The following is a 25,820-nucleotide window of genomic DNA, read 5'->3' as shown; positions in this document are numbered from 1 at the left end:
ACGCCGGCCGTCTTAGCGACGACCGTTCGCCATGGGCACCGACTTCGGATCGACAGTCTCGTAGAACTTCGAAATGATCTGCCAGGCTTCGTCAGCCGTTTCGACGAAGTGGAAGAGATCGACGTCATCGGGCGCGATCGTGCCAAATTCGGCCAGCGCCTCGAAATTGACGATCGAGCGCCAGAATTTCTCACCGAAAAGGATGAGCGGAACCAGTGCAAGCCGCCCGGTCTGCATCAGCGTCATCGTCTCGAACAGCTCATCGAGCGTACCGAAGCCGCCGGGAAACACCGTGACGGCCTTGGCGCGCAGCAGGAAATGCATCTTGCGGATGGCGAAGTAGTGGAAGTTGAACGACAGTTCCGGGGTCACGAAGCGGTTCGGTGCCTGTTCGTGCGGCAGCACGATGTTGAGCCCGATCGACGGCGCGCCGACATCGTCGGCACCGCGGTTGCCCGCTTCCATCACGCCCGGCCCACCGCCGGTGACCACGACATATTCCTTGTAGCCGAGCTTGGCCGAGTGCTCCGAGCAGAGCCGCGCAAACTTGCGCGCTTCCTCGTAATAGACCGAGGCCGCCTCCAGGTTCTTGCGCTGCGTCTCGTTCTTCGCCGCCCAGGCATCGCCGCCGGGCTCGGGAATGCGGGCGCCGCCGAACATGACGACGGTCGAGTTGATGCCGCGCTCTTCGAGCATCATTTCGGTCTTCAAGAGTTCGAGCTGCAGCCGGATCGGACGCAGTTCTTCGCGGCAGAGGAAATCGTCGTCGATATAGGCGAGGCGATAGGAGGGCGAGGCCGACTGCGGCGTGAGCGGAACCGTCTGCGCGCGTTGCCGGCTCTGCGAGCTGTCGGCCAAGGGATCCCAGACCCCGTCCTTGCGGCGCAGCGCGCGTTTCTTCATTCGTGCCATCGTGTCGTCTTCCCGTCGCGTTCCGGACAATCGGCATCCCGTCCAGACGCGTCCTATCCTCAGTCCTCTGTCATGAAGCTCGCAAGCACTTCCAAGCGGCCACAAGCGCATCCGAAGGACGCGCGGCGCTGTAGTGCCGCAGTCGCCTCGCTTTGCCAAGCCCCGGCCAGCCAAGGGCTCTGAAAAGTCCTTCAACTTTTCAGGAACAGTTTCGCGGTCGCGCGCGTTTGAAGCCGCGCCGGGATCGCCTTAGCATCGAGATCCGCCGCATAATTTTGTCCTTAAATCGATTCCGATTTCCGCAATTATGCAGTAGAGCTTTCGCAGGATAACCGCCGAACTTTAAGGAATTCCGATGACGAACCACGACCTTGCCTCCCTGTCGAAGACGATCGACGCCGCCTTTGAAGACCGCGATTCCGTCAACACCGGAACGCGCGGCCAGGTGCGCGACGCCGTCGAGACGGCGCTCAACCTGCTCGATAGCGGCAAGGTGCGCGTCGCAGAGCGCGGCGAAGACGGCGTGTGGATGGTCAATCAGTGGCTGAAAAAAGCCGTGCTGCTCTCCTTCCGCCTCAACCCGATGGAAATCATCAAGGGCGGCCCGGGCCAGTCGGTGTGGTGGGACAAGGTGCCGTCGAAGTTCGACGGCTGGAGCGTCAACGAGTTCGAGAAGGCCGGCTTCCGCGCGGTTCCGAACGCGGTCGTGCGCCGCTCGGCCTACATCGCTCCGAACGCGATCCTGATGCCCTCCTTCGTCAACCTCGGCGCCTATGTCGGTGAGGGCACCATGGTCGACACCTGGGCGACCGTCGGCTCCTGCGCACAGATCGGCAAGCACGTGCACCTGTCCGGCGGCGTCGGCATCGGCGGCGTGCTGGAGCCGATGCAGGCCGGCCCGACGATCATCGAGGACAACTGCTTCATCGGTGCCCGCTCGGAGGTGGTCGAAGGCTGCATCGTGCGCGAGGGCTCGGTGCTTGGCATGGGCGTCTTCATCGGCAAGTCGACCAAGATCGTCGATCGTGCCACCGGTGAAATCACCTACGGCGAAGTACCGCCCTACTCCGTCGTCGTCGCCGGCTCGCTGCCGTCAGGCAACACCATGGCGAACGGCCAGCCGGCGCCGAACCTCTACTGCGCCGTGATCGTCAAGCGCGTCGATGAAAAGACCCGCTCGAAGACCGGCATCAACGAACTGCTCAGAGACTGACGCGATGACACCGGAGGGGCCACAGCCGAGTATGGCCTGGCTGTTCTTCAGCCCCTCCGGTCGCGTCGGCCGCTTCCCCTTCTTTCTGTCCTGGCTGTTCTGGGTTCTGATCGCCGGTTTCATGGTCGCCAGGATGGTCGCCAACGAAGGCAACGAGACGGTGCTGGCGTTCTGGACCCTTTCACTCGTAGTCTCGAGCGTCATCTCTCTTCCCTCGATCGCGATGCTGGCGATCAAGCGCCTGCACGATATCGGCTACCCCGGCCCGCTGTCGCTCTGCCTGTTCATCCCGGTGCTGAGCCCCGTCGTCTTCATCGCGCTGTGCCTCTGGCCGGGCACGCCTGGCCCCAACGAATTCGGTGCCCATAGCGACCAGCCAGGCCCCTCGATCGGGTAAACCGGAACCACGGCGGGATACCCCTTGCATCGTCGTTGTCGTGCTTCAGACGCTCGGGCCTGTACAAGAACGGCCCAAACGCGTATGTAGCGCGCGATGAACAGGCCCGCGACGTGTTGGCCGCGGCAATTGCCGCCGAGACGATCCGATCGTCTCGGGCATGACGACCGAAATCCGAAAGACAAGATATGACTGAATTCGAAGGGATCGCGCCTGCGATCGCCGAGGCGTTGGCAAAACGCGGTTACAACGAATTGACGCCGGTTCAAAAGGCGATGCGCGACCCGGAACTCGCGGAGCGCGACGCATTGGTGTCGGCGCAGACCGGCTCCGGCAAGACCGTCGCCTTCGGCCTGGCGCTGGCGCCGACGCTGCTCGGCGACGAACGCCGGTTCGGCCCGGCCGGCGCACCGCTGGCGCTCGCGATTGCTCCGACGCGCGAACTGGCGCTGCAGGTCAAGCGCGAGCTTGAATGGCTCTATGGCGAGACCGGCGCGACGATCGCCTCCTGTGTCGGCGGCATGGACATGCGCACCGAAAAGCGGGCGCTCGAGCGCGGCGCCCATATCGTCGTCGGCACGCCCGGCCGTCTCTGCGACCACATCCGCCGCAACTCGCTCGACATTTCGTCGCTGCGCGCCATCGTGCTCGACGAGGCCGACGAGATGCTCGATCTCGGCTTCCGCGAAGACCTCGAATTCATTCTTGAAGAATCCCCGGAAGACCGCCGTACGCTGATGTTCTCGGCCACCGTGCCGAAGTCGATCGCGACGCTTGCCAAGAACTACCAGCGCGATGCCGTGCGCATCAGCACCGCTTCCGAACAGAAGCAGCACGTCGATATCGAGTATCGCGCGCTGACGGTCGCGCCGAACGATCGCGAAAACGCGATCATCAACGTGCTGCGCTACTATGAAGCCCGCAACGCCATCGTCTTCTGTTCGACGCGTGCCGCCGTCAACCATCTGACCGCCCGCTTCAACAATCGCGGCTTCTCGGTCGTGGCACTGTCGGGCGAGCTGAGCCAGAACGAACGCACCCATGCGCTGCAGGCCATGCGCGACGGTCGCGCCCGCGTCTGCATTGCGACAGACGTCGCCGCCCGCGGCATCGACCTGCCGGGCCTGGAGCTCGTCATCCACGCGGATCTGCCGACCAACTCCGAGACGCTGCTTCACCGCAGCGGCCGCACCGGACGCGCCGGCCAGAAGGGGGTCAGCGCACTGATCGTGCCGGTCAACCAGCGCCGCAAGGCCGAGCGCCTGCTCGACGGCGGCCGGATCACCGCGACCTGGGCACGCCCGCCGTCGGCCGACGAGGTCAGCCAGCGTGACGACGAGCGCCTGCTCGCCGACACGAGCTTTGCCGAACCGATCCGCGAGGACGAAGAGGCGATCGTGGCGGCCCTTCTCGAGCGCCACGGCGCCGAACAGATGGCCGCCGCCTTCGTGCGCCAGTTCCGCTCGGGCCGCTCGGCACCGGAGGACCTGATCGAGGTTACCGTTGGCGCCAAGCCGCGCCGCGACGAACGCGCACCGCGCGAGGATCGTGGACCGCGCGAGGATTTTGGCGCCGACCGCGCGGATTTCAGCGACGGCAGCTGGTTCTCGCTCTCGGTCGGCCGCAAGCAGAGCGCTGAGCCGCGCTGGCTGATCCCGATGCTCTGCCGCCACGGCAAGCTGACCAAGCGCGACATCGGCGCGATCCGCATGCAGCAGGAAGAAACCTTCGTCGAAATGACCGCCGAGGGTGCTGAACGCTTCCTGTCGGCCATCGGCAAGGACAAGATGCTGGAGAAGGGCATTCGCGTGAAGCCGCTTCCCGGCGCGCCGGATCTGTCGCAGCAGCGGCAGGAAAAGCCGAGCTTCTCCCGGGACAAGCCGAACTTCTCCAAGGACAAGCCCAGCTTTGCCAAGAAGCGCCCCTATTCCGACGACACCGCGCGAAGCGACGATCGCGGCGACTTCAAGCCGAAGCGCAAGTTCGACAAGAAGCCCGGTTATTCCGAAGGCCCGGCCTACACCGAGGATCGGCCGCCGGCAAAGGCTGCCGACAAGCCCTGGAGCAACAAGAAGAAGGGCAAGCCTGACGCGGGCAAGGACGGCGGCTTCAAGCCCAAGACCAAGCCGAAGGGCAACGCCAAGAACCGCCAGGGCTAAACCTGGCACGGGCAGAGTTCACAGACAATCAAAAGGCGCCGCGATCCAATCGCGGCGCTTTTTTCATGAGCAGGATTGCGGGCGATACGGTCTCAAGCTTCCAGGAAACGAAGACCGGCGACAGCAACGATGATCATCGCAATGCAGGCGACCCGCATGAAGGAAACCGGGTCGCCGAAGAGCACGATGCCGAGCACCGTGATGCCGACAGACCCGATGCCGGTCCAGGCGGCATAAGCGGTGCCGGCCGGCAGGTCGCGCATCGCGATTGCCAGCAGGTACACGCTACCGAGTGCAGCCGCGATGCCGATCACGCTCGGCACCAGTTTTGTCCAGCCCTCCGCATATTTCAGCGCCAACCCCATGATGATCTCCACCAGGCTCGCCGCTATCAGAATGACCCATGCCATGTTCGTCTCCATTGGATTTCTCACATGTGGATCAATCTGGTAGGGTGAGCACCGAAGAGCAATTACGCACCTTTTGGTAACTATGAAAAATCCGGATAGCCCCTCGCCACCGACCTCTGTGCCCGATGTCTTTGACCCGACCTGCTCGTCGCGTCATGCGCTGGAACTGATCGCCGGAAAATGGCCGATGCTGATCATTTCGGCGCTCGAAGAAGGGCCGATGCGCAACGCCGCACTGATGCGACGGCTCGGCGACGTCTCGCAAAAGATGTTGACGCAGACGCTGAAGGAACTGGAGCGCAACGGCCTCGTCATCCGCAAGGACATGAAGACCGTGCCGCCGCATGTGGAATACAGCCTGAGCCCGGTCGGCCGGTCGCTGAGCGAAACCCTGCTGGTGCTCGACCGCTGGGCGGAGACGCATTTCGCCACACTCGACGCGGCGCGCGAACGTTACGACGCCAGGCGCCGCAGTTGAGGCTCAGGCCGCGTCGAGCTGCGACTGGGCGACGACCTTCACCACCCAGTCGGCAAAGACGCGCAGGCGGCTGCTCAGGTGCCGGTTCGGCGGATAGACCAGATAGATCGGCATGGATTCGACTTCCCAATCCTCCAGCACCGGCCGCATCGCGCCGGACAGGAGATCGTCGCGCACCATGAAACGCGGCGCCTGGATGACACCGAGGCCCGCGCGCGCGGCGGCAAGGTAGGTGGTCGATTCATTCGCGGCCACCGTGTAGCGGCCGTTGACCTCGACCTCCTCGTTGCCGCGCTTGAAGTAGAACGGCATCTGCTGCCCGGTCTGTGGCCGGAAATAGCCGACGACATAGCAGTTCTTCGAAAGGTCCGACGGATGGCGCGGCGTCGCGTGGCGTGTCAGATAATCGGGCGCGGCGCAGGCAACGAAACTCATCTCGGTGATGCGTCGCGCAATCAGCGACTGGTCGGTCAGAGCGCCGACGCGAATGGCGCAATCGACGTTCTCCGCCACATAGTCGACCGTGCGATCGGAGACGCCGAGATCGATCTGGATATCGGGGTACCGCTTGTGAAACTCGGGCAGCGCCGGAATGACGATCAGATTGGCGATCGCGCTCGCCATTTCCACCCGCAACCGCCCCTTCGGCAGCGTCTGGGCGCTCGACAGGCTGCCGTCGAGCTCGTCGAGATCGGTCAGCAGGCGGGCGGCGCGTTCATAATAAAGCGCGCCATCGGGCGTCACCAGCACCCGGCGGGTGGTGCGGTTCAGAAGCTTCGTGCGCAGATGCGCCTCCAACCCTTGAATGAGATTGGTGAGCGTCGCCTTGGGCATATTCAGCGAAGCAGAAGCGCGGGTGAAATTCCCGGTCTCGACGACCCGGAGGAACGCGCGCATGGCCGTGAGCTGGTCCATTTTCAAGTGCCGTGATTGTTCGAGAATACGAATAGTGTAATCAGATTGAAAAGACTATTCCAGACAGAAGACAATGTTATTCTCCTATCGTGGCGTGATGTCGCCACATGTGGGTTGAGCTCGGGCCGAAGGCAAGAGAGATGGGCGAACAGTTCAAAGTGGAGACGATGCAGACGGCCCAGGGCTGCTGCACGGCGCGCGTCTACCGCGGCGAAGCTTTGCTCAATCCGCCGCCGGTGGTGCTGCACCTGCATGGTGGCTCCTTCATGGGTGGAACGATCGCCGCCGGTGAGCGTGTCGCCGAGGCGCTGGCGGCAGCTGGCGCGGTGGTGATCTCGCCGGAATACTCGGCCGCCTGCCTCAATCCGTTTCCCGCGGCGCTCGAGGTCGCCTATGCCATGCTGGCGTCGATGCGCTCGCGCTGCCCGCAATTCGCGCACAAGAAATCGTCGCTGTTCGTCGCTGGCGAAGAGGCGGGCGGCAATGTTGCGGCCGGTGCCGCGCTGATGGCGCGTGACCAGTATCTGAGCGACCTCAAGGGCCAGATCCTGCTCTCGCCGATGCTCGATCCGTGCCTGGCAACGGAATCGTTCAGGCAATACTGTCCGCAATCCTCGGCGCAATCGATCGCCGATGGATGGCAGCGTTATCTCGGCCAGAGCGGTGGTTTCACCCACCCCTATGCCGCACCTGCCCATTGCACGCGGCTCGCCGGCCTCGTGCCCTCGCTGATCCTGACCAGCGAGGAGTGTCCGATGCGCGACGAGACTGCAGCCTATGCCGAACGGCTGCGTCAGGCGGGCGTATCGGTTGAATCCCACGTCCTGCCCGGCCGCGCCGGCTGGCTACCGCAAAACACGGTCGCCAAGGAAAGCTGGGCTGCGCAGCAGCAAGAGATTACCGGCATTTTCTCCCGCTTCTTCCAGAAAGCGGGGGCAAAGCCGGCGGAAATGACGGTGCGCTAACAGGGGTCATGGCCGAAGCCTTCCCCTTGCTCTGACACCGAAAAGCAAAAGCGCCGGCTCCCAACCGGCAAGGAGAGAAACTATGACATCGACAGTGACCCGCCGGGCCCTTTGGGGCGCCGGCCTGAGTATCCTTTTGTCTGTCGCCGGCGGTGGCGCCGTCATGCTCGGCCTGCCGCAGCATTTCGAAGCGGATGCCGCAACCGACGCCGCGACGGCGCCGCCGCCGGCCGTGCCGGTCTCGGTGGCGCGGGCGCAATCCAAGCGCATCACCACCTGGGAGGAATTCTCCGGCCGTCTCGAAGCGATCGAGCGGGTCGAGGTTCGCCCGCGGGTCGGCGGCGCCATCCTGAAGGCCCACTTCCGCGAAGGCGCCCTCGTCAAGCAGGGCGACTTGCTGGTGACGATCGATCCGGAGCCCTACGTGGCCGCCGTCGAACGGGCGAAAGCCCAGGTGTCGGCCGCCGAAGCGCGGGTATCGCTTGCCAAGATCGAGCTCGAGCGCGGCCGCAAGCTGGTGACCACCAGCGCCGTGCCGCAGAGCAGCGTCGACCAGCGCGCCAGCGCCTATGACGAAGCCCAGGCCGAAGTGCGCTCGGCGAAGGCCGCGCTGCGCACGGCCGAACTCGACCTGCAATATACCGAGGTGCGTGCTCCGATTTCCGGCCGGGTCGGCCGGCTCGACGTCACCGCTGGCAACCTGGTCGCCGCCGGTTCCGCCTCGCCGGTGCTGACGACGCTCGTCTCGGTCGATCCGATCTATGCGAGCTTCAATGCCAGCGAAGAGGTGGTCACCACAGCGCTTGCCAGGCTCGCGGCTTCGGCCGGCGGCAGCGCCATCGAACGCATTCCGGTCCAGGTTGGCACCGCCGCAGACGAAGGCACGCCGATCTCCGGCCATATCCAGCTCATCAACAACGAGGTGGATGCGGCAACCGGCACGATCCGGGTGCGTGCGGCGCTCGAAAATGCCGACGGCAAGCTGATCCCGGGCCAATTCGTCCGCATCCGCATCGGCGAGCCGGATCCGGAGGAAAAGCTTGTCATCAGCGACCGCGCCATCGGCTCCGACCAGGACAAGAAGTTCGTCTTCGTCGTCGGCACCGACAACAAGGTCGAGTACCGGCAGGTGAAGCTCGGACCGAATTCCGACGGTCTGCGCATCGTCGAAAGCGGTCTGGCGTCGGGCGAGAACATCGTCGTCAACGGCCTGCAGCGGGTTCGCCCCGGTGTCCTCGTGGCGCCGCAGCAGGTCGAGGAAACAACCGCCTCGATCGCCAAGTAGTCTGAAGCGCCTCTTCGCCCGATGTGAAGAGGCGGCAAGCTCAGGCATCACTCAGCAGACAGCTGCCGCGCGGCGACGCTTTTCGCCGCGCACGGGCAAGGTCTGCCCGAACTCATCCCAAGGGGGATACCATGAATTTCTCACGCTTCTTCGTCGACCGCCCGGTCTTCGCGGGCGTCTTGTCGGTCCTGATCTTCGTGGCCGGCCTGATCGGCATGACCAATCTGCCGATCTCCGAATACCCGGAAGTGGTGCCGCCGCAGATCGTCGTGCGCGCACAATACCCTGGCGCCAACCCGGCGGTCATCGCCGAGACGGTGGCGACACCGCTTGAAGAACAGATCAACGGCGTCGAAGACATGCTCTACATGCAGAGCCAGGCGACCGCCGATGGCCTGATGACGCTGACCGTCACCTTCGCGCTCGGCACCGATCCCGACCAGGCCCAGCAGCTCGTGCAGAACCGCGTCTCGCAGGCCGAGCCGCGCTTGCCCGAAGAGGTGCGCCGCCTCGGCATCACCACGGTCAAGAGCTCGCCCGACCTCACCATGGTCGTGCACCTGCTTTCGCCGAGCGGCCAGTACGACATCAACTATCTGCGCAACTACGGTGTGCTCAACGTCAAGGATCGGCTGGCCCGCATCGAAGGTGTCGGCCAGGTGCAGATCTTCGGCGGCGGCGACTATTCGATGCGCATCTGGATCGACCCGCAGAAGGCAGCCGAGCGCGGCCTTGCCGCCGGCGACATCGCCAATGCGGTGCGCGGCCAGAACGTCCAGGCGGCAGCCGGCGTCATCGGCGCTTCACCGTCCGTCCCGGGCCTTGACCTGCAGCTGTCCGTCAACGCGCAAGGCCGCCTGCAGACGCCCGAGGACTTCGAGAACATCGTCGTCAAGTCCGGCGCAGAAGGCGAAGTGACCCGCCTCGGCGACGTCGCCCGCGTCGAAATGGGCGCGTCCGACTATTCGCTGCGCTCGCTGCTCGACAACAAGCCGGCTGTCGGCATGGCCGTCTTCCAGGCCCCGGGCTCGAACGCGATCCAGATTTCCGACGACGTGCGCAAGGCCATGGCCGAGATGAAACTCACCATGCCGGAAGGCGTCGACTACGGCATCGTCTACGACACGACCCAGTTCGTGCGCGCCTCGATCGAATCGGTGGTCGATACGCTGCTCGAAGCAATCGCGCTGGTCGTGCTCGTCGTCATCATCTTCCTGCAGACCTGGCGCGCATCGATCATCCCGCTCGTCGCCGTGCCGGTCTCGATCGTCGGCACCTTCGCCGTCATGTATGTCTTCGGCTTCTCGATCAACGCGCTCAGTCTCTTCGGCCTGGTGCTCGCAATCGGCATCGTCGTCGACGACGCGATCGTCGTGGTGGAAAACGTCGAGCGCAACATCGAGCAGGGCCTGTCGCCTGTCCAGGCGACCTACCGCGCCATGCGAGAAGTCTCCGGCCCGATCATCGCGATCGCGCTGGTGCTTGTCGCCGTGTTCGTGCCGCTCGCCTTCATCACCGGGCTCACCGGCCAGTTCTATCGCCAGTTCGCGCTGACGATCGCGATCTCGACCGTGATCTCGGCGCTCAACTCGCTGACGCTGTCTCCGGCGCTCGCCGCCCTTCTCCTGAAGGACCACCACGCGCCGAAGGACTGGCTGACGCGGGTGATGGACAGGTTGTTCGGCTGGTTCTTCCGTGGCTTCAACCGCTTCTTCGGCGCAAGCTCGGAAGCCTATGGCCGCGGCGTCGGACGCATCCTGACGCGCAAGTCGCTGGTCATGGTGGTCTATGTCCTGCTTCTCGGCGTCACCTTCACGCTGTTTCGCGCGGTCCCGGGCGGCTTCGTGCCGGCGCAGGACAAGCAGTACCTGATCGGCTTCGCCCAGCTTCCGGATGCCGCCACGCTCGATCGCTCGGAAGACGTGATCAAGCGCATGAGCGAGATCGCGCTCAAGCACCCGGGCGTCGAAAACGCCATCGCCTTCCCGGGCCTGTCGATCAACGGCTTCACCAACTCGTCTAACTCCGGCATCGTCTTCGTCGCCCTGAAACCCTTCGAGGAACGCAAGACGCCTGAGCTCTCCGGCGGCGCGATCGCCATGCAGCTCAACCAGGAATTCGGCGTCATCCAGGATGCCTTCATCGCCATGTTCCCGCCGCCGCCCGTACAGGGTCTCGGCACCACTGGTGGCTTCAAGCTGCAGCTGGAGGACAAGAACGGCCTCGGCTACCAGGCACTCGACGAGGCGGCCAAGGCCTTCCTTGCCAAGGCCTACCAGGCACCCGAACTGGCCGGCCTCTATTCGAGCTACCAGATCAACGTGCCGCAGCTCTATGCCGACCTTGACCGCGTGAAGGCGCGCCAACTCGGCGTGGCCGTCACCGACGTCTTCGAAACGCTGCAAATCTACCTGGGCTCGCTCTACGTCAACGACTTCAACGCCTTTGGCCGAACCTACAGCGTGCGCATGCAGGCAGACGCCAACTACCGCAGCCACGCCGACGACATCGGCAAGCTGAAGGTGCGTTCGCAGTCCGGCGAGATGATCCCGCTGTCGGCGCTTCTGAAGGTCGAGCAGACGGTGGGTGCCGAACGGGCGATCCGATACAACGGCTTCCTGTCCGCCGATATCAACGGCGGCCCGGCACCGGGCTTCTCGTCCGGCCAGGCACAGGCTGCCATCGAGCGTATCGCCGCCGAAACCCTGCCGCCGGGCATCGGCTACGAGTGGACGGACCTGACCTACCAGCAGATCCTCGCTGGCAATTCGGGCCTGCTGGTGTTCCCTCTGGCGCTGCTGCTCGTCTACCTCGTGCTGGCTGCCCAGTATGAAAGCCTGACGTTGCCGATCGCCATCATCCTGATCGTGCCGATGGGCATCATGGCGGCACTGGTGGGCGTCTGGCTGACGGGAGGCGACAACAACGTCTTCACCCAGATCGGTCTGATCGTGCTCGTCGGGCTATCGGCGAAGAACGCCATCCTGATCGTCGAGTTCGCCCGCGAACTGGAACTGGCGGGCAGCACGCCGATCAAGGCCGCGATCGAGGCGAGCCGGCTGCGTCTGCGCCCGATCCTGATGACCTCGATGGCCTTCATCATGGGCGTGGTTCCGCTGGTGATGTCCACCGGCGCCGGCGCGGAAATGCGCTCGGCCATGGGTATCGCGGTCTTTGCCGGCATGATCGGCGTCACCGCCTTCGGCATCTTCATGACGCCGGTGTTCTACGTGCTGATCCGCAAGCTCACCGGCGAACGGCCGCTGAAGCACGCGGGAGCCCACATCGATGCGCCGCATCTGGCGCCGGGAGAATAACGCCCCTTCTCCTTCCAATCTGCGATCTTCAGGGCGGGCCGGATCACTCCGGCCCGCCGAAGCTGCGGCGTCGCGCCTCCGCCCAGGCGCGGCGCCGTATTGCGTCCGATGCCGGGCGCCCATCCCGCGAGACAGGTCGCCATCCTGCGTGACAGTTTGCCGGCGATCGGATAAACCAGCAGCCTCCATTCCCAAGGGCCCTTGCGGCCATGCAGACGGCATAGCGTTAGATGACCTCCACCGATCCGATCGCCAATCTCGCCACCCTCATCCGTTGCCCCTCGGTCACGCCGGCCGAAGGCGGAGCGCTTTCCGCGCTCGAAGCCATGCTGAAGCCGCTCGACTTTCAGGTCGACCGCGTGGTGGCGAAAGACGTCGGCACACCCGACATCGAGAACCTTTATGCGCGGCTTGGCACTGAAGGCCCGCACCTGATGTTTGCCGGCCATACCGACGTCGTTCCGGTCGGCGACGAGGCCTCGTGGAGCCATGGGCCGTTTTCAGCCGACATCGCCGGCGGCGAGATGTATGGCCGCGGCGCCGTCGACATGAAGGGCGGCATTGCCTGCTTCGTCGCGGCCATCGCCCGCCATATCGAAAAGCATGGGAGCCCGAAGGGGTCGGTTTCCTTCCTGATCACCGGCGACGAGGAAGGCCCGGCGATCAACGGCACGACGAAGCTGCTTGAATGGGCAGCCGACAAGGGCGAGCGCTGGGACGCGTGCCTCGTCGGCGAGCCGACCAACCCCGATCAGCTCGGCGACATGATCAAGATCGGCCGTCGCGGCTCGCTGTCCGGGCGTATCACCGTCCATGGCGTGCAGGGCCACGCCGCCTATCCGCATCTTGCCGACAGCCCCGTGCGCGGCATCCTGCAGCTGACGCAGGCGCTGATGGACCCGCCCTTCGACAATGGCACCGAGAGCTTCCAGCCCTCCAACCTGGAAGTGACGACGATCGATGTCGGCAACGGCGCGGTCAACGTCATTCCGGCGAAGGCAACGGCCGCCTTCAACATCCGCTTCAACGACACCTGGACGGCGGAAAGCCTGATGGCGGAGATCATTGCCCGGCTCGACCGGGCTGCTGCAGGCGGCAGCCTCAGGCCCGACCGCGCGCCCGTCCGTTACGAGATCACCTGGGCCGAGCGCCCGAGCCACGTCTTCCTGACGCGCAACAACGCGCTGATCTCATCGCTCTCCGGTGCCGTCGAGGCGGTCACCGGGCGTCAGCCGAAGCTGTCGACGACCGGCGGCACCTCGGACGCGCGCTTCATCAAGGACTATTGCCCGGTGGTCGAGTTCGGCCTTGTCGGCCAGACCATGCACATGGTCGACGAGCGCGTCGCCGTCGCCGACCTCGAGACGCTGACGACCATCTATGAAACCTTCATCTCCAGCTGGTTCGGCCATGCCGCTGCTTGACGAGGTGCTGGCCTATATCAGGGGCATCTGGCTTCTGGCCCAGGGCAATGAGGACGGTTTCCGATATCTCGATTTCAGCGAGAGCGGCCTCTGGCGCTCATTCACCTCGATGCTCTGGTGCCTGCCGGCCATCGCCGTCACCTGGGCGTCCTGGCGGTTCTATTATCTTTCGGCGATGCCTGACGGCACCGCCATTGGCATCGGCTTCGTTTTCAAGCTTCTGGTCGTCGATCTCGTCAGCTGGCTCCTGCCGCTGGTGCTGATCGCCGTCCTGTCGCGCCCGCTCGGTTTTGCCGGAGCGGTGGTGCCGATCATCGTCACCACAAACTGGCTCTCGGTGCCGCTCTCCTATGCGATGGCGGTTCCGGCGGCGATCCGCCTGACCATTCCCGGCAGCCAGGGGCTGACCAGCCTGATCTGGCTGACATTGCTGGTCGTCAGCGTCGCGGTGCTCTTCCGGCTGCTGCGGATCATCACCGGCAACCAGACGCTGCTTGCGTCGGCACTGACCGCGCTCTTCCTGCTGCCGTCGATGATGATCGGCGACCTGTTGCAGCGCTTCTTCGGGCTGATCCCGGGCTGAGCTCGGGGTCAATAATCCACTTGCAGAAAATAAAGGCCGTCCGGCGGGGCCACCGGGCCGCAGGCCTTGCGGTCGCGCGCCTCAAGGGCGGCCTGCAGGTCATCCGGCGTCCACTTGCCCTCGCCCACCAGCTTCAAGGAGCCTGCAAAGGAGCGGATCTGGTTGTGCAGGAAACTCTGCGCCGTGGCGCGGATCTGGATGACACCGCCGACCAGCGCGACATCCAGCCGGTCGAGCGTGCGCACCGGGCTCGCCGCCTGGCAATGGGCGGAACGGAAGGTGGTGAAGTCGTGATGGCCGACGAGCCGTTGAGCGCCTTCGTGCATCGCCGCGTGGTCGAGGGGCTTCGGCACCCACCAGGCGCGTCGGGCTTCCAGCGCCAGCGGCGCCGGCCGTGAAATGATGCGGTAGAGATAGTGCCGGCGCAGGGCCGAGAAGCGCGCGTCGAATTCCGCCGGCACTTCCTCAACCTCGATGATCGATACCTGCTCGCCGCCCATCGCCAGATGTGCGTTCAGTGCGTTGCGCAGCGTGTAGGGTTTCCATTCGCGGGTGAGATCGGCATGCATGACCTGGCCGTTCGCGTGCACGCCCGAATCAGTCCGGCCGGCGCCGCGGATCGAGACGGTCTCGCCGGTGAGCGAGAGTATCGCCTTTTCGATCGCGCCCTGCACCGACGGACCGTTGTCCTGCCGCTGCCAGCCGACATAATCAGAGCCGTCATATTCGACGGTCATCTTGAAGCGCGGCATCAGCCGACCCTCGTGCCGACGGCAACCGGCGTTCCACGCAGGAAGTCGGCGGCATCAAGCGCCTTGCCGCCGGCGCGCTGCAGGCGCGTGAGGCGCACCGCGCCCGTTCCGCAGGCGATCGTCAGGCTGTCGTCGACCACCGTGCCGGGCGCGCCCGTGCCGGATGCCGGCGCCGAGTTCAGCACCTTGACGCGCTCCGGCTTGCCGGCAATCTCGAGCTCGAACCAGGCGCCGGGGAACGGCGACAGGCCACGGATATGGTCGTGCACCTCTTTTGCGCTCAGGGTGAAATCGATGCGGGTTTCCGTCTTGCTGATCTTTGCCGCATAGACGACGCCCTCGTCCGGCTGCGCCTTGAGCGGCAGGTCGTCGGCCTCGAGCCTGGCCATCGCCTCCTTCATCAAGGAAGCACCGACCTGCATCAGCCGATCGTGCAGCTCGCCACCGGTCATGGTCTCGCTTATCTGCACAGCCTTGGTGAGGGCGACCGGGCCGGTGTCCAGCCCCTTGTCCATCTTCATCACCATCATGCCGGTCTCATGGTCGCCGGCCATGATCGACCGCTGGATGGGCGCGGCACCGCGCCAGCGCGGCAGAAGCGAGGCATGGCCGTTGTAGCAGCCGAGCTTGGTGCCGGTCAGGATCGCCTCGGGCAGAAGCAGGCCATAGGCGACAACGACGGCAACATCGGCGTCGAAGTCGCGGAAGGTCTGGCGATCGGCGGCGTCCTTGAAATTGACCGGGGTCAGGACGGGAAAACCGAGCAGCTCGGCCGCCTGATGGACCGGCGACTTCTGGAGGTCCAGCCCTCGTCGGCCGCCCGGCCGCGGCGGCTGCGTGTAGACGGCAACGATCTGGTGGCCCGCTTCGGCGAGCGCTGCGAGTGTCGGCACCGAAAATTCCGGCGTGCCCATGAAGATGATGCGAAGCGACAAGGCGGCAAACTCCGTCCTTTTGAAATCAGGCCCCTTCAAACGGGTTTCCCGGCTTCAAATCAAGCCCTTCACGCGATTTGTCGCCGCCGTCACAAAGGTTGGCGTCAGATCGCCTTCGCGCCGCGGGTCTTGGACGCCTTGGTGAATTTGCGGATCACCATGTCGCGCTTGAGCTTGGAGATGTGGTCGATGAACAGCACGCCGTTCAGATGGTCGATCTCGTGCTGCAGGCAGGTGGCGAGCAGGCCGTCGGCCTCGAGCACCTGTTGCTTGCCGTCGCGGTCGAGGTGCTTGACGGTGATGACCGCCGGACGCTCGACTTCGGCGTAGTAATCGGGGATCGACAGGCAGCCTTCCTCATAGACCGAGTAGTCGTCCGAGGAGGCGACGATCTCGGGGTTGATGAAGACGAGCGGCGTCTTTTCCTCGCCCTCCTTCGACACGTCGAGCACCAACATGCGCCGGGCGACCCCGATCTGGATCGCGGCCAGGCCGATGCCGGGCGCGTCATACATGGTTTCGAGCATGTCGTCGGCCAGACGGCGAACGTCCGCGTCGATGGTCTCGATCGGCGTGGAAACCTGGCGAAGCACAGGATCGGGAAGGATGATTAGCGGCTTGATCGTCATGCTGCTCCCATAGCCGATCTTTCCACCGGCGTGCAAGAAAATTGCCTTGCCACTGGCAGTCCCCGCCCGTGCCTCTGGACAGGTTAACCGAGACCGGCGAATGTTCTCGTTTTGATCTACCGCTTGGCAGCGAATCTGTTAGATTTGGCGCATGGAACCTGCGCCGCTCGACTTCGCCCAACCCTTGTTTCTCGTCGGCACCCTGCCGGTGACGCTCGGACATCTCGCCATCGCCGCCGCGCTGATGCTTGCCGTGGCTGTCGTCGCGAAGCTGTCGCGCCGGCGCGATGACCGCGACGATGAACGGCAGGAACAGATGGCGGCGCTGCTTGCCGCCCAGACGGAGATGCAAGGGCGGATCGCCGCCATGGCGGATGTGTTCGGCAGCCGCCAGGCCGAACTCAACCAGACGCTCAGCCAACGCATCGACGGCATGACCCACCGCATCGGCGCATCGATCACCGAGCAGACCAAGGCGACGCACGAGAACCTCAGGCGGCTGCAGGAACGCCTCGCCGTCATCGACAACGCCCAGAACAACATCCAGTCGCTCGCCAAGGACATGGCCGGGCTTCAGGCGATCCTCTCCAACAAGCAGACGCGGGGCGCCTTCGGCCAGTCGCGCATGGAAGCCATCATCGCCGACGGCTTGCCGATCGGCGCCTTCGAGTTCCAGGCGACGCTGTCGAACGGCGCAAGGCCGGACTGCACCATCCGCATGCCCAACGGCCAGCCGCCGCTCGTCATCGACGCCAAGTTTCCGCTCGAAGCCTGGAACGCGATGCGCGACGCCGAGACCCCGGAGCGCCGCCAGCAGATCGCGCAGCTCTTCCGCCGCGACATGGACACCCATATTCGCGATATCGCCGGCAAGTATCTGATATCGGGAGAGACCCAGGACACCGCCTTCCTTTTCGTTCCCTCCGAATCGATCTTCGCCGACATCCACGAGCATTTCGAGGCGATCGTGCAAAAGGCCCATCGCCAGCGCGTCGTCATCGTCTCTCCGTCCCTGCTTCTTTTGTCGATCCAGGTGATCCAGGCGATCCTCAAGGATGCGCGCATGCGCGAGCAGGCACACCTGATCCAGGGTGAGGTCGCACGATTGATGGAGGACCTTGGCCGGCTCGACGAGCGCGTGCGCAAATTGCAGGGCCATTTCGCCATGAGCCAGAAGGACGTCGAGGACATCCTTGTGTCTTCGACGAAGCTCACCCGGCGCGGCGCCAAGATCGAGGCGCTGGAACTTCAGGCGGAAGGCGGCGCGCGCGAACCGAGCGAGCAGCGCCCCGCTGTCGACAGCCGCACCGGGCAATTGCGGCTGCGGGTGGTTGACGAGGACTGAGGCTGTCGGGCACTCTCCGGCCCACTTTTAGAATCCGACAGGACTTTTTCACATGATCACAGTTTTTGGGTCCATCAACATGGACCTGATCGCCACCACCGCGCGCCTTCCGAAGCCCGGCGAAACCGTCGCCGGAACGGGCTTTTCCACCGCCGCTGGCGGCAAGGGCGCAAACCAGGCGCTGGCCGCACGACGAGCCGGCGCGGCGGTCAAGATGGCGGGTGCGGTCGGCAAGGACAGCTTTGCCGACGGCGCGCTCGAACTGCTCACGCAGGCCGAAACCGACCTGTCGCTGACCAAGACCGTCAACGAACCGACGGGCACGGCCCATATCCTCGTCGGCGGTGATGGTGAAAACGTGATCGTCGTCGTCGCCAGCGCCAATGCCACCGTCAACGAAACCGACGCGGTGAAGGCCGTCGACGGCATGACGCCCGGCGACACGTTGATGCTGCAGCTCGAGATTCCCGCTGCATCCGTCGAAAAGGCCCTGACGGCCGCCAAGCAGAAGGGCGTGCGCTCGGTCATCAACATTGCCCCCTTGACCCTAGAGGCCGCTCGCCTCGGGCGCATGGCCGATATCGTCATCGCCAACGAGACCGAGTTCGAACTGCTTGCCGGCAAGAGCGGCATCGGCAGCGCCGAGCGCGAGGAGGCGATGAAGACGCTTCATACCGAGACCGGCCAGACCGTCATCGTCACTCTGGGCGCCGAAGGCGTCGTTGCGGTGCATGAGGGCGAAATCCAGCGCGCCAAGGGACTGAAGATCGAGCCGGTCGACACGGTCGGCGCAGGCGACACCTTCTGCGGCTATCTCGCCGCCAGCCTCGACGCCGGCATCGCCTTTCCCGACGCGCTGCGCCGTGCCGCCGTCGCCGGCTCGCTTGCCTGCCTGAAGAGCGGCGCGCAGCCCTCGATCCCACTTGCCGCGGATGTGGCCGAGCGCCTCTAGGACTGGATCTTTCCAGTGCGTCGAAGACTTGAGGGGGAGCGGGCGGCGAGCTGCCCGCTCCCCCTGTGGTTCTGCGCATTGCCCGCCAAATTTCCTCGCTGTGAACCCCTTGCGCAATCCGGACAGCCGATGTCGCGGAGGTCAAACTTTGCGCACAATTTTATCAAAGCGACGCGTGAATTAGCGTTCGCGTTGGGCCTATCTTAAGATTCTCTCGTCTATTCAGGAGCCTGAGAAGGCCGGTCGAGACGACCCGGTTGTCTCCGACATGCCGGTCGGCATCTGACGCTCCATGATGGAGTTCACCCCCATTGCGAAATGCGTCCACCGCAGGTGCGAACCTGCGGTCCTCCCAGCACGTGAGGATTTCATGTTCAAGTTCCAGGCCAAATCGCTGGCGACCAAACTGATCGCAGTGACAGGCGGCACAATCGCACTCGTCCTGCTCGCTTCGAATTTCGTTCTCATCTCCCAGACCCAGGATCGCGTCGAAACGCTGGTCCTTGAACAGGCAAACGGCGAAGCTCGCGCGATCGCCTCCGACATCGCCGGCGACGTCGGCGAGCTCGCAAGCGCCGCCCGCTCGATGGCCGGCGTCATCGGCCGCGCGCATGCTGAAAAGTCGATGGAGCGCACCGGGGTGATCAATGTCTTGAGGGCCAACCTCGAGCAGAACCCGTTCGCCTTCGGCAGCTGGTTTGCCGAAGCACCCAAGGCCTTCGACGGCCGCCAGGAAGATGTGGTCAACAACAAGGAACTGGGCGGCAACGATCTCGGCATCTTTACCCCCTACTGGTCGAAGACCCGCACCAACGAAATCCAGTACTCGACCTTCAAGGCCGATTATCCGGCCGAGTGGTACGCGCTCGCAGCAAAGAGCGGCAAGGGCGCGATCACGCAGCCCTACACCGCCGAAGGCACGGACCAGCCGACCGCAATGAGCTCGATCGCCTATCCGGTCATGTCCGCGGGCAAGCTGATCGGCGTCTCCGGTGTCGACATTTCGCTCGCCTCGCTCGCCGAGGGCCTCGCCAAGCTGAAGCCGTTCGACACCGGCCGCGTCTACCTGCTGTCGCAAAGCGGCAAGTGGCTGGTCGCGCCGATCCCGGACCTGCTGCTCAAGGAGTATGACGGCGAAGGCAACGGCATCGTCAAGGATGCGCTTGCTTCCGGCAAGCCCGGCATCATCTCCAACCTGTCCTATGACGGCAACGAACCCTTCGACCGTCTCGTCTATCCCTTTGCGCTTTCGGGCGTGAACACCAGCTGGGTCGTTCTCGTCGACGTGCCGCGCACGGCGATCAACGCGCCGGTCAAGGACCAGACCTACATGATGATCGTCGGCGGCCTCGTCGTGCTCGGCGCGGTGCTGCTCGGTCTCTACCTTGCCGTTCGCGGCTTCGTGCAGAAGCCTCTTGCCGCCCTCGTCAAGGACGTGAACAGCCTCAGCCACGGCGACTACACCAGGTCGATCACGGGCCAGGACCGCTCCGACGAAACCGGCGAAGTCGCCAAGGCGCTCGAAGGCTTCCGCCACCAGCTCGCCGACACCAAGCGTCTCGAAGGCGAAGCGCGCCATGAGCGCGAGCAGGCCGAGCGCGAGCGCGGCCGCTCGGAAACCGAGCGGGCCGAAAGCAGCGCCTTGCAGCGCGACATCGTCGCACGCCTCGGCAAGGGCCTGTCGCATCTGTCGTCCGGCGATCTCGCCTTCCGCATCACCGACGAGTTCCCGGGCGAATACGCCCAGCTCAAGCGTGACTTCAACGCGACGATGGAAAGCCTCGAGGAGACGATCCGCACCGTCAACCATTCGGTCGTCAACATCGGCAACGGCACCAGCGAAATCAGCAGTGCGGCCAACGACCTGTCGCACCGTACCGAGCAGCAGGCGGCAAGCCTGGAAGAGACCGCAGCAGCGCTCGACGAGCTGACCTCCCAGGTCAACGCCAGCGCCGAAAACGCCAAGGTCGCAGCAAAGTCCGTGGACGTGGCCAGCAGCGATGCCGGACAGTCGGGCGAGGTCGTGCAAAAGGCGATTGCCGCGATGAAGGGCATCGAGCAATCATCGCACGAAGTCAGCCGCATCATCGGCGTCATCGACGAGATCGCGTTCCAGACAAATCTCCTGGCGCTCAATGCCGGCGTAGAGGCCGCGCGTGCCGGTGATGCCGGCAAGGGCTTCGCCGTCGTCGCCCAGGAAGTGCGCGAGCTGGCACAACGCTCGGCCAATGCCGCCAAGGAGATCAAGACCCTGATCAACACCTCGGCCGGCCAGGTCCGCGAGGGCGTCGACCTCGTCGGCAAGGCCGGCGGGGCGCTCGAAAAGATTGCCGAGCAGGTGGTGCAGATCAACGGTCTCATCCGCCAGATCTCGAGCTCCGCTTCCGAACAGGCGGTCGGCCTCAAGGAGATCAACTCGGCCGTCAACCAGATGGACCAGGTGACCCAGCAGAACGCAGCCATGGTCGAAGAGACGACCGCGGCCGGCATGGCACTCAACGACGAAGCGCGCACGCTGAGCACGCTCGTTTCCCGCTTCCGCGTCGCCCAGGCCTCGGCTTCGGCCCAGACGAGCTCATCGGAGATGCTGCGTGGCACGGCCGAGCGCATGCGTGCTGCCGAACGCCCGGCACCGGCGCCTGCCCGTCAGCCGGCAGCCCGGCCGGCTCCGGCGGCAAGCCCGGCTCGGAGCAACTACTCGGCTTCGACGCAAAAGGTGCTCACGCAGACCTCAGGCGCCAACGCGCTTGCCCAGGACAACTGGGAAGAGTTCTGATCGAACGTCGCTACACATGAAAACGGCGCCTCTCGGGCGCCGTTTTTGTTTTCAGGATCGTCTCCGAACGCCGGTTCAGATGCGTGCCAGCCGCTCGGTCAGGAGATCGAAGAAGCCCTGGTCGTCGACGAAGCGCATGACCTTGGCGTTGTGCGGCCGGCCGGTGACCTGCCACCAGTCGACGACGGTCATGCCCGCCGTCAGCGGCGAGGCCGTTTCGATCTCGACGTTGCAGTCGCGGCCGGTGAAAAGCTCGGGACGCAGCAGATAGGCAATGACCGTCGGGTCGTGCAGGGGACCGCCGTCGGTGCCGTATTTCTCGATGTCGAAGCGCTCGAAGAACTCGAGCATCTCGGCCATTGCGATCGCCGGGCGGCTGCCGATGTCGCGGATCTTCTGCACCCGCACCTTATGCGTCATGACGCGGTGGGTGACGTCGAGCGGCATCATCACGATCGGGATGCCGGAGCGAAAAACGATATCGGCCGCTTCCGGGTCGACATAGATGTTGAACTCGGCCGCCGGCGTGATGTTGCCGCCTTCGAAGAAGCCGCCGCCCATCATCACCAACTCCTTGACGCGGGGGGCGATGTCCGGCGCTTTCTGCAGTGCGAGCGCGATGTTGGTGAGGGGCCCGAGCGTGCACAGCGTCACCGTGCCCTGCTCTTGCCCGCGCAGCGTTTCAATGATGAAGTCGACCGCGTGCTGCTCTTCGAGCTTCATCGTCGGCTCGGCGAGCGTCGGTCCGTCGAGACCGGTCTTGCCGTGCACGTGCTCGGCGGTCACCAGCGGCCGGGCGATCGGCTTGTCTGCGCCGGCGAAAACCCTAACCTTCGGCCGGTCGCAGAGTTCGCACAGGATACGGGCGTTGCGGGCGGTCAGCGCCAGCGGCACATTGCCGGCAACGGCGGTGATGCCGAGGAGATCAATCTCTTCCGGGCTGCCGAATGCGAGCATGATGGCGGCGGCATCGTCCTGCCCGGGATCGGTGTCTATGATTATCTTTCTCGGCACGGGCACTCTGTGGTCCTCCCTGGAACACGTTGGCTTTGGGTCGATCCGACCCAGACCAGGCGTGATCGATGATTGGCGAGTGGGTGCGGCGAAACATCTGGCGTTCCTGTCCCAATCTCGGATTCTGCGCTGCGGACTATGATTTGCGTGCACGCCGGAGGCAAGCGGCTTGCACTCATTGCGCACAGCTACCATATTGCCGGAAGGATGCTGCCAGGCAGGTCCGAACAACAGTCGCTTGATCTCGCAAGGACTTGAGGAATGAGTAGAATTACGCCCTTTACGAGCCCGTTGCTTTTGGGTTTCGACACGATGGAAAAGACCCTTGAGCGCATCGCCAAGGGCAATGACGGATACCCTCCCTACAATATCGAGCGCATCCGCGGCGACGAGTCCGCCGACGCACCGGAAAGACTGAGGATCACGCTTGCCGTGGCCGGTTTCTCCGACGAAGACCTCGAAGTCACGACGGAGGAAAACCAGCTCGTCATCCGCGGCCGCCAGGTCGAGACCGGTGACCGCGATTACCTGCACCGCGGCATCGCCGCGCGCCAGTTCCAGCGCACCTTCGTTCTTGCCGACGGCATGAAGGTCCTTGGCGCCGAACTCCGCAACGGCCTTCTTTCGGTTGACCTCGTTCGGCCGGAACCGGTGCGTATGGTAAAGAAAATTAACATTTCAGTCCCAGAGTAGGATAACCGGCGGGATTTTCCCCTCACCGGCGACCACGGAGTGTCACCATGGGACTGAAAGCCATCAGCTCGTCATTGTCGAAGAACGACCTCGCGCATCTGGGCGAAGGCGAAATCGGCTACATCCGGAAAATGCGTTCGGACGAAGTTTCGCGCTGCTTCCCGGAAGCACCCGAGATGGGTCCAGGCATCGATCTGTGGGCTCTGTTCGGCGCCGATGGCACGCCGATCCTTCTGACCGACAATCGCTCCAGCACCTTCTTCAAGGCTGCCGAGGACGACCTGCGCACGGTCACCCTGCATTGAAAAATGCCGCTCCCGGCGGCAGCACCGCAATGCCGAAATGAAGCCACCACTCTCAGCGATGGCGCCGTTGCGCCCGGAGTGCCGCTTCGCACCTTTCCTGGAATTGAGGTTGGCACGCGCAATTCCGGACGGAAAACCGCTTCGCACTTTTCCTGGAATTGAGACTGGACACGCGCAATTCCGGACGGAAAACCGCTTCGCACTTTTCCTGGAATTGCTTAGAACCGACGGAATGTCAGGTACGCGGAACTGCGCCCTTCCCTGCGTGCCTTGGCCTCGTAGCGCGTGCTCGGCCAGCCCTCGTAGGGCGTCAGCCAATCGGCAGCATTCTTTGCCGTCCATTCGAACGCTGCGTGATCGCGGCAATGCAGCAGCGTCCAGTTGACATAGGTATCGATATCGGACGCGAAGCAGAACAGTCCGCCCGGCTTCAGCACGCGCGCGAAGCGGTCTAGATTGACCTTGGAGACGAAGCGGCGCTTCCAGTGTTTGCGCTTCGGCCACGGGTCCGGATAGAGCAGATCGATCTGATCGATCGAAGCCTCGGGCAGCCAGTCGAGGACCTGGGTGGCGTCGTCGTCGTAAAGCCGGATGTTGCTGACGCCGCGGTCTTCGATGTGCCCGACAAGCTTGGCCATCGAATTGACGAAGGGCTCGACGCCAATGAAGCCGGTCGCCGGTGTCTCGGCTGCCCTGTGGATCAGGTGCTCCCCGCCACCAAAGCCGATTTCGAGGCGCATGCGCTCCACGCCGTCGGCGTACAGAGACTTGAGGTCGGCCGGCGCCGGCGCCGAAAGATCGAGCTTCAGCGTCGGCAGGACGCTTTCCAGATGCGCCGCCTGGCGCTCGCGCAAGGGTTTGCCCTTGCGGCGGCCGAAGAAGGCCTCGGTTGCTCTGGCGCGGCGCGGTTCGGTCATGTCGTTGGTCCCTTGGTCACGATGATTGCGATCGAGCCGATCCGCAATCAAAATGAACGAAGCGGACGCTCCTTGCCGGAGCGCCCGCCCTTGATGTCGCTGCGCCTGATAGCAGGCCGCCGCGTTATCTTCAATGCACGCTTAAGCGGCGGCGCGGCCGTTGATGGCGCCGCCCTCTTCGATCGCCGCCTTCAGCGGCTTCACCAGGTCGAGCTTCTCCCAGGAGAAGGATCCGTCACGGCCAGCCTTGCGGCCGAAGTGGCCGTAGGCGGACGTCTTGGCATAGATCGGCTTGTTGAGGTCGAGGTGACGACGGATGCCGGTCGGCGAAAGATCCATCGTCTTGCGGATGGCGTGCTCGACCTGATCTTCCGAAACCTTGCCGGTGCCGTGCAGGTCGACATAGATCGACAGCGGCTGCGCAACGCCGATGGCGTAGGACAGCTGGATCGTGCAGCGGTCGGAAAGACCGGCGGCAACGACGTTCTTTGCCAGGTAACGCGCGGCGTAGGCGGCCGAGCGGTCAACCTTGGTCGTGTCCTTGCCGGAGAAGGCGCCGCCGCCATGGGGTGCCGCACCGCCGTAGGTGTCGACGATGATCTTGCGGCCGGTGAGGCCAGCGTCGCCATCAGGGCCGCCAATGACGAACTTGCCGGTCGGGTTGATGTACCAGGTGCAATCGTCGGCGATCTTGAGGTCGTCGAGTGCTTCGCGGATGTAGGGTTCAACAACCGCGCGAACCTTGGCCGAATCCCAGCTGTCGTCGAGATGCTGGGTCGACAGCACGATCGAAGTGACTTCGGCCGGCTTGCCGTCGACGTAACGGACGGTGACCTGGCTCTTGGCGTCCGGGCCGAGCTTGGCGACTTCGCCTTCGCCCTTCTTGCGGGCGGCTGCGAGCAGGTTGAGGATGCGGTGCGAGTAGTAGATCGGCGCCGGCATGAGCTCGGCGGTCTCGCGGCAGGCGTAGCCGAACATGATGCCCTGGTCGCCGGCACCTTCTTCACCCTGCTTGTCCGAGGCGCTGTCGACGCCCTGGGCGATGTGGGCAGACTGGAAGTGCAGGAGCACGTCGATCTTCGCCGTCTTCCAGTGGAAGCCAGCCTGTTCATAGCCGATCTCGCGGATCGCCTTGCGGGCGGCCGACTTGAATTTCGAGGGGTTGATCACGTCGTTGCCGTCCTTGTCCTTCTTCAGAAGGCTCGGCGGCAGGCGAACTTCGCCGGCAATCACGACGCGGTTGGTGGTCGCCAGCGTCTCGCAGGCGATACGGACGCCCCAGGGATCGACGCCGGTCTTGGCGGCTTCGCGGTAGACCAGGTCGACGATCTCGTCGGAGATACGGTCACACACCTTGTCCGGATGACCTTCGGCTACGGATTCACTCGTGAACAGGTAGTTTGCACGCATGCGGGAAGTCCCCTCAATGAAGAAAAAGCGCTGG

23 protein-coding genes are annotated in these 25,820 nt (G+C 64.3%); 14 read left to right on the top strand and 9 right to left on the bottom strand.

Annotated elements, in window-relative coordinates:
- Window positions 1-12: 12 nt before the first annotated feature.
- Window positions 13-912 carry an LOG family protein gene (locus VGO12_RS00355; protein ID WP_327510769.1) on the bottom strand — a complete coding sequence of 300 codons (900 nt, stop codon included), beginning with the start codon at window positions 910-912 and terminating at the stop codon, window positions 13-15.
- A 355-nt stretch (window positions 913-1,267) separates the two neighbouring features.
- Between VGO12_RS00355 and dapD the strand changes: the two genes are divergently transcribed.
- From dapD to VGO12_RS00340, 3 genes are all read left to right on the top strand, one after another.
- Window positions 1,268-2,125 carry a 2,3,4,5-tetrahydropyridine-2,6-dicarboxylate N-succinyltransferase gene (dapD, locus tag VGO12_RS00350; RefSeq protein ID WP_327510768.1) on the top strand — a complete coding sequence of 286 codons (858 nt, stop codon included), beginning with the start codon at window positions 1,268-1,270 and terminating at the stop codon, window positions 2,123-2,125.
- 4 nt (window positions 2,126-2,129) lie between these two features.
- Window positions 2,130-2,522, top strand: coding sequence for a DUF805 domain-containing protein (locus VGO12_RS00345; RefSeq protein WP_327510767.1), 393 nt, complete (start codon window positions 2,130-2,132; stop codon window positions 2,520-2,522).
- 188 nt (window positions 2,523-2,710) lie between these two features.
- Window positions 2,711-4,681, top strand: a complete 1,971-nt coding sequence (locus VGO12_RS00340; protein ID WP_327510766.1) for a DEAD/DEAH box helicase — start codon at window positions 2,711-2,713, stop codon at window positions 4,679-4,681.
- A gap of 92 nt (window positions 4,682-4,773) precedes the next feature.
- On the opposite strand, the gene VGO12_RS00335 is transcribed toward VGO12_RS00340, so the two are convergent.
- Window positions 4,774-5,091: a multidrug efflux SMR transporter gene (locus VGO12_RS00335; RefSeq protein ID WP_327510765.1), complete on the bottom strand. Its 318-nt coding sequence runs from the start codon at window positions 5,089-5,091 to the stop codon at window positions 4,774-4,776.
- An 82-nt stretch (window positions 5,092-5,173) separates the two neighbouring features.
- Here VGO12_RS00335 and VGO12_RS00330 point away from each other — a divergent pair, with 82 nt between their 5' ends.
- Window positions 5,174-5,569 (top strand): helix-turn-helix domain-containing protein, encoded by a 396-nt coding sequence (locus VGO12_RS00330; protein WP_327510764.1) that lies wholly within the window; start codon window positions 5,174-5,176, stop codon window positions 5,567-5,569.
- A 3-nt stretch (window positions 5,570-5,572) separates the two neighbouring features.
- On the opposite strand, the gene VGO12_RS00325 is transcribed toward VGO12_RS00330, so the two are convergent.
- Complete coding sequence (locus VGO12_RS00325) at window positions 5,573-6,484, bottom strand: LysR family transcriptional regulator (RefSeq protein WP_327510763.1); 912 nt, start codon at window positions 6,482-6,484, stop codon at window positions 5,573-5,575.
- A 140-nt stretch (window positions 6,485-6,624) separates the two neighbouring features.
- Here VGO12_RS00325 and VGO12_RS00320 point away from each other — a divergent pair, with 140 nt between their 5' ends.
- The 5 genes from VGO12_RS00320 to VGO12_RS00300 all read left to right on the top strand — a co-directional run bounded on the left by VGO12_RS00320 (window position 6,625) and on the right by VGO12_RS00300 (window position 14,058).
- Entirely contained in the window at window positions 6,625-7,449 is an 825-nt protein-coding gene (locus VGO12_RS00320; RefSeq protein WP_327510762.1) for an alpha/beta hydrolase fold domain-containing protein, read from the top strand.
- A gap of 82 nt (window positions 7,450-7,531) precedes the next feature.
- Window positions 7,532-8,734: an efflux RND transporter periplasmic adaptor subunit gene (locus tag VGO12_RS00315; RefSeq protein ID WP_327510761.1), complete on the top strand. Its 1,203-nt coding sequence runs from the start codon at window positions 7,532-7,534 to the stop codon at window positions 8,732-8,734.
- A gap of 131 nt (window positions 8,735-8,865) precedes the next feature.
- Entirely contained in the window at window positions 8,866-12,051 is a 3,186-nt protein-coding gene (locus VGO12_RS00310) for a multidrug efflux RND transporter permease subunit (RefSeq protein WP_327510760.1), read from the top strand.
- Between the two features lie 230 nt (window positions 12,052-12,281).
- The gene (gene dapE, locus VGO12_RS00305; protein WP_327510759.1) at window positions 12,282-13,475 is read left to right on the top strand and encodes a succinyl-diaminopimelate desuccinylase; all 1,194 of its coding nucleotides are present in this window, start codon (window positions 12,282-12,284) and stop codon (window positions 13,473-13,475) included.
- The gene (locus VGO12_RS00300) at window positions 13,462-14,058 is read left to right on the top strand and encodes a hypothetical protein (RefSeq protein WP_327510758.1); all 597 of its coding nucleotides are present in this window, start codon (window positions 13,462-13,464) and stop codon (window positions 14,056-14,058) included. Before dapE ends, VGO12_RS00300 begins: the two co-directional genes overlap by 14 nt.
- A gap of 8 nt (window positions 14,059-14,066) precedes the next feature.
- On the opposite strand, the gene truA is transcribed toward VGO12_RS00300, so the two are convergent.
- The 3 genes from truA to def all read right to left on the bottom strand — a co-directional run bounded on the left by truA (window position 14,067) and on the right by def (window position 16,374).
- Window positions 14,067-14,810 (bottom strand): tRNA pseudouridine(38-40) synthase TruA, encoded by a 744-nt coding sequence (gene truA / locus VGO12_RS00295; protein WP_327510757.1) that lies wholly within the window; start codon window positions 14,808-14,810, stop codon window positions 14,067-14,069.
- The gene (gene fmt, locus VGO12_RS00290; RefSeq protein ID WP_327510756.1) at window positions 14,810-15,745 is read right to left on the bottom strand and encodes a methionyl-tRNA formyltransferase; all 936 of its coding nucleotides are present in this window, start codon (window positions 15,743-15,745) and stop codon (window positions 14,810-14,812) included. Before fmt ends, truA begins: the two co-directional genes overlap by 1 nt.
- Window positions 15,746-15,849: 104 nt before the next feature.
- Window positions 15,850-16,374 carry a peptide deformylase gene (gene def / locus VGO12_RS00285; protein WP_327510755.1) on the bottom strand — a complete coding sequence of 175 codons (525 nt, stop codon included), beginning with the start codon at window positions 16,372-16,374 and terminating at the stop codon, window positions 15,850-15,852.
- A 151-nt stretch (window positions 16,375-16,525) separates the two neighbouring features.
- Between def and VGO12_RS00280 the strand changes: the two genes are divergently transcribed.
- The 3 genes from VGO12_RS00280 to VGO12_RS00270 all read left to right on the top strand — a co-directional run bounded on the left by VGO12_RS00280 (window position 16,526) and on the right by VGO12_RS00270 (window position 21,447).
- Window positions 16,526-17,719, top strand: coding sequence for a DNA recombination protein RmuC (locus tag VGO12_RS00280; RefSeq protein ID WP_327510754.1), 1,194 nt, complete (start codon window positions 16,526-16,528; stop codon window positions 17,717-17,719).
- A gap of 52 nt (window positions 17,720-17,771) precedes the next feature.
- The gene (locus tag VGO12_RS00275) at window positions 17,772-18,671 is read left to right on the top strand and encodes a ribokinase (RefSeq protein WP_327510753.1); all 900 of its coding nucleotides are present in this window, start codon (window positions 17,772-17,774) and stop codon (window positions 18,669-18,671) included.
- Between the two features lie 370 nt (window positions 18,672-19,041).
- A complete protein-coding gene (locus VGO12_RS00270; protein WP_327510752.1) occupies window positions 19,042-21,447 on the top strand; it encodes a methyl-accepting chemotaxis protein in 2,406 nt (801 codons plus the stop codon).
- A 75-nt stretch (window positions 21,448-21,522) separates the two neighbouring features.
- Here VGO12_RS00270 and VGO12_RS00265 read toward each other — a convergent pair whose 3' ends face one another.
- Window positions 21,523-22,467 (bottom strand): nucleoside hydrolase, encoded by a 945-nt coding sequence (locus VGO12_RS00265; RefSeq protein WP_327510751.1) that lies wholly within the window; start codon window positions 22,465-22,467, stop codon window positions 21,523-21,525.
- A gap of 255 nt (window positions 22,468-22,722) precedes the next feature.
- On the opposite strand from VGO12_RS00265, the gene VGO12_RS00260 reads away from it, so the two are divergent.
- Together VGO12_RS00260 and VGO12_RS00255 are read left to right on the top strand one after the other, a co-directional pair.
- Window positions 22,723-23,154 (top strand): Hsp20 family protein, encoded by a 432-nt coding sequence (locus VGO12_RS00260; protein ID WP_327510750.1) that lies wholly within the window; start codon window positions 22,723-22,725, stop codon window positions 23,152-23,154.
- A 47-nt stretch (window positions 23,155-23,201) separates the two neighbouring features.
- A complete protein-coding gene (locus VGO12_RS00255; RefSeq protein ID WP_113536610.1) occupies window positions 23,202-23,459 on the top strand; it encodes a DUF1150 family protein in 258 nt (85 codons plus the stop codon).
- 218 nt (window positions 23,460-23,677) lie between these two features.
- Here the strand turns inward: VGO12_RS00255 and trmB are convergent, their stop codons facing one another.
- Window positions 23,678-24,376, bottom strand: coding sequence for a tRNA (guanosine(46)-N7)-methyltransferase TrmB (trmB, locus tag VGO12_RS00250; RefSeq protein WP_327510749.1), 699 nt, complete (start codon window positions 24,374-24,376; stop codon window positions 23,678-23,680).
- Between the two features lie 141 nt (window positions 24,377-24,517).
- On the bottom strand, window positions 24,518-25,786 hold the full coding sequence (metK, locus tag VGO12_RS00245; RefSeq protein ID WP_327510748.1) for a methionine adenosyltransferase: 1,269 nt from the start codon (window positions 25,784-25,786) through the stop codon (window positions 24,518-24,520).
- Between the last annotated feature and the right edge of the window lie 34 nt (window positions 25,787-25,820).

The sequence above is a fragment of the Ensifer sp. genome, from assembly GCF_035999135.1.
In the GTDB taxonomy this organism is placed as follows: Bacteria; Pseudomonadota; Alphaproteobacteria; order Rhizobiales; family Rhizobiaceae; genus Ensifer.
Note: the sequence above shows the minus strand (reverse complement) of the source record. Positions and strands in the feature narration are given on the sequence as shown.

Bases quoted from the DNA above. Each gene is read 5' to 3' on its own strand.
- VGO12_RS00355 (WP_327510769.1), bottom strand. From the start codon at position 912: ATGGCACGAATGAAGAAACGCGCGCTGCGCCGCAAGGACGGGGTCTGG.
- dapD (WP_327510768.1), top strand. From the start codon at position 1,268: ATGACGAACCACGACCTTGCCTCCCTGTCGAAGACGATCGACGCCGCC.
- VGO12_RS00345 (WP_327510767.1), top strand. From the start codon at position 2,130: ATGACACCGGAGGGGCCACAGCCGAGTATGGCCTGGCTGTTCTTCAGC.
- VGO12_RS00340 (WP_327510766.1), top strand. From the start codon at position 2,711: ATGACTGAATTCGAAGGGATCGCGCCTGCGATCGCCGAGGCGTTGGCA.
- VGO12_RS00335 (WP_327510765.1), bottom strand. From the start codon at position 5,091: ATGGCATGGGTCATTCTGATAGCGGCGAGCCTGGTGGAGATCATCATG.
- VGO12_RS00330 (WP_327510764.1), top strand. From the start codon at position 5,174: ATGAAAAATCCGGATAGCCCCTCGCCACCGACCTCTGTGCCCGATGTC.
- VGO12_RS00325 (WP_327510763.1), bottom strand. From the start codon at position 6,484: ATGGACCAGCTCACGGCCATGCGCGCGTTCCTCCGGGTCGTCGAGACC.
- VGO12_RS00320 (WP_327510762.1), top strand. From the start codon at position 6,625: ATGGGCGAACAGTTCAAAGTGGAGACGATGCAGACGGCCCAGGGCTGC.
- VGO12_RS00315 (WP_327510761.1), top strand. From the start codon at position 7,532: ATGACATCGACAGTGACCCGCCGGGCCCTTTGGGGCGCCGGCCTGAGT.
- VGO12_RS00310 (WP_327510760.1), top strand. From the start codon at position 8,866: ATGAATTTCTCACGCTTCTTCGTCGACCGCCCGGTCTTCGCGGGCGTC.
- dapE (WP_327510759.1), top strand. From the start codon at position 12,282: ATGACCTCCACCGATCCGATCGCCAATCTCGCCACCCTCATCCGTTGC.
- VGO12_RS00300 (WP_327510758.1), top strand. From the start codon at position 13,462: ATGCCGCTGCTTGACGAGGTGCTGGCCTATATCAGGGGCATCTGGCTT.
- truA (WP_327510757.1), bottom strand. From the start codon at position 14,810: ATGCCGCGCTTCAAGATGACCGTCGAATATGACGGCTCTGATTATGTC.
- def (WP_327510755.1), bottom strand. From the start codon at position 16,374: ATGACGATCAAGCCGCTAATCATCCTTCCCGATCCTGTGCTTCGCCAG.
- VGO12_RS00280 (WP_327510754.1), top strand. From the start codon at position 16,526: ATGGAACCTGCGCCGCTCGACTTCGCCCAACCCTTGTTTCTCGTCGGC.
- VGO12_RS00275 (WP_327510753.1), top strand. From the start codon at position 17,772: ATGATCACAGTTTTTGGGTCCATCAACATGGACCTGATCGCCACCACC.
- VGO12_RS00270 (WP_327510752.1), top strand. From the start codon at position 19,042: ATGTTCAAGTTCCAGGCCAAATCGCTGGCGACCAAACTGATCGCAGTG.
- VGO12_RS00260 (WP_327510750.1), top strand. From the start codon at position 22,723: ATGAGTAGAATTACGCCCTTTACGAGCCCGTTGCTTTTGGGTTTCGAC.
- VGO12_RS00255 (WP_113536610.1), top strand. From the start codon at position 23,202: ATGGGACTGAAAGCCATCAGCTCGTCATTGTCGAAGAACGACCTCGCG.
- trmB (WP_327510749.1), bottom strand. From the start codon at position 24,376: ATGACCGAACCGCGCCGCGCCAGAGCAACCGAGGCCTTCTTCGGCCGC.
- metK (WP_327510748.1), bottom strand. From the start codon at position 25,786: ATGCGTGCAAACTACCTGTTCACGAGTGAATCCGTAGCCGAAGGTCAT.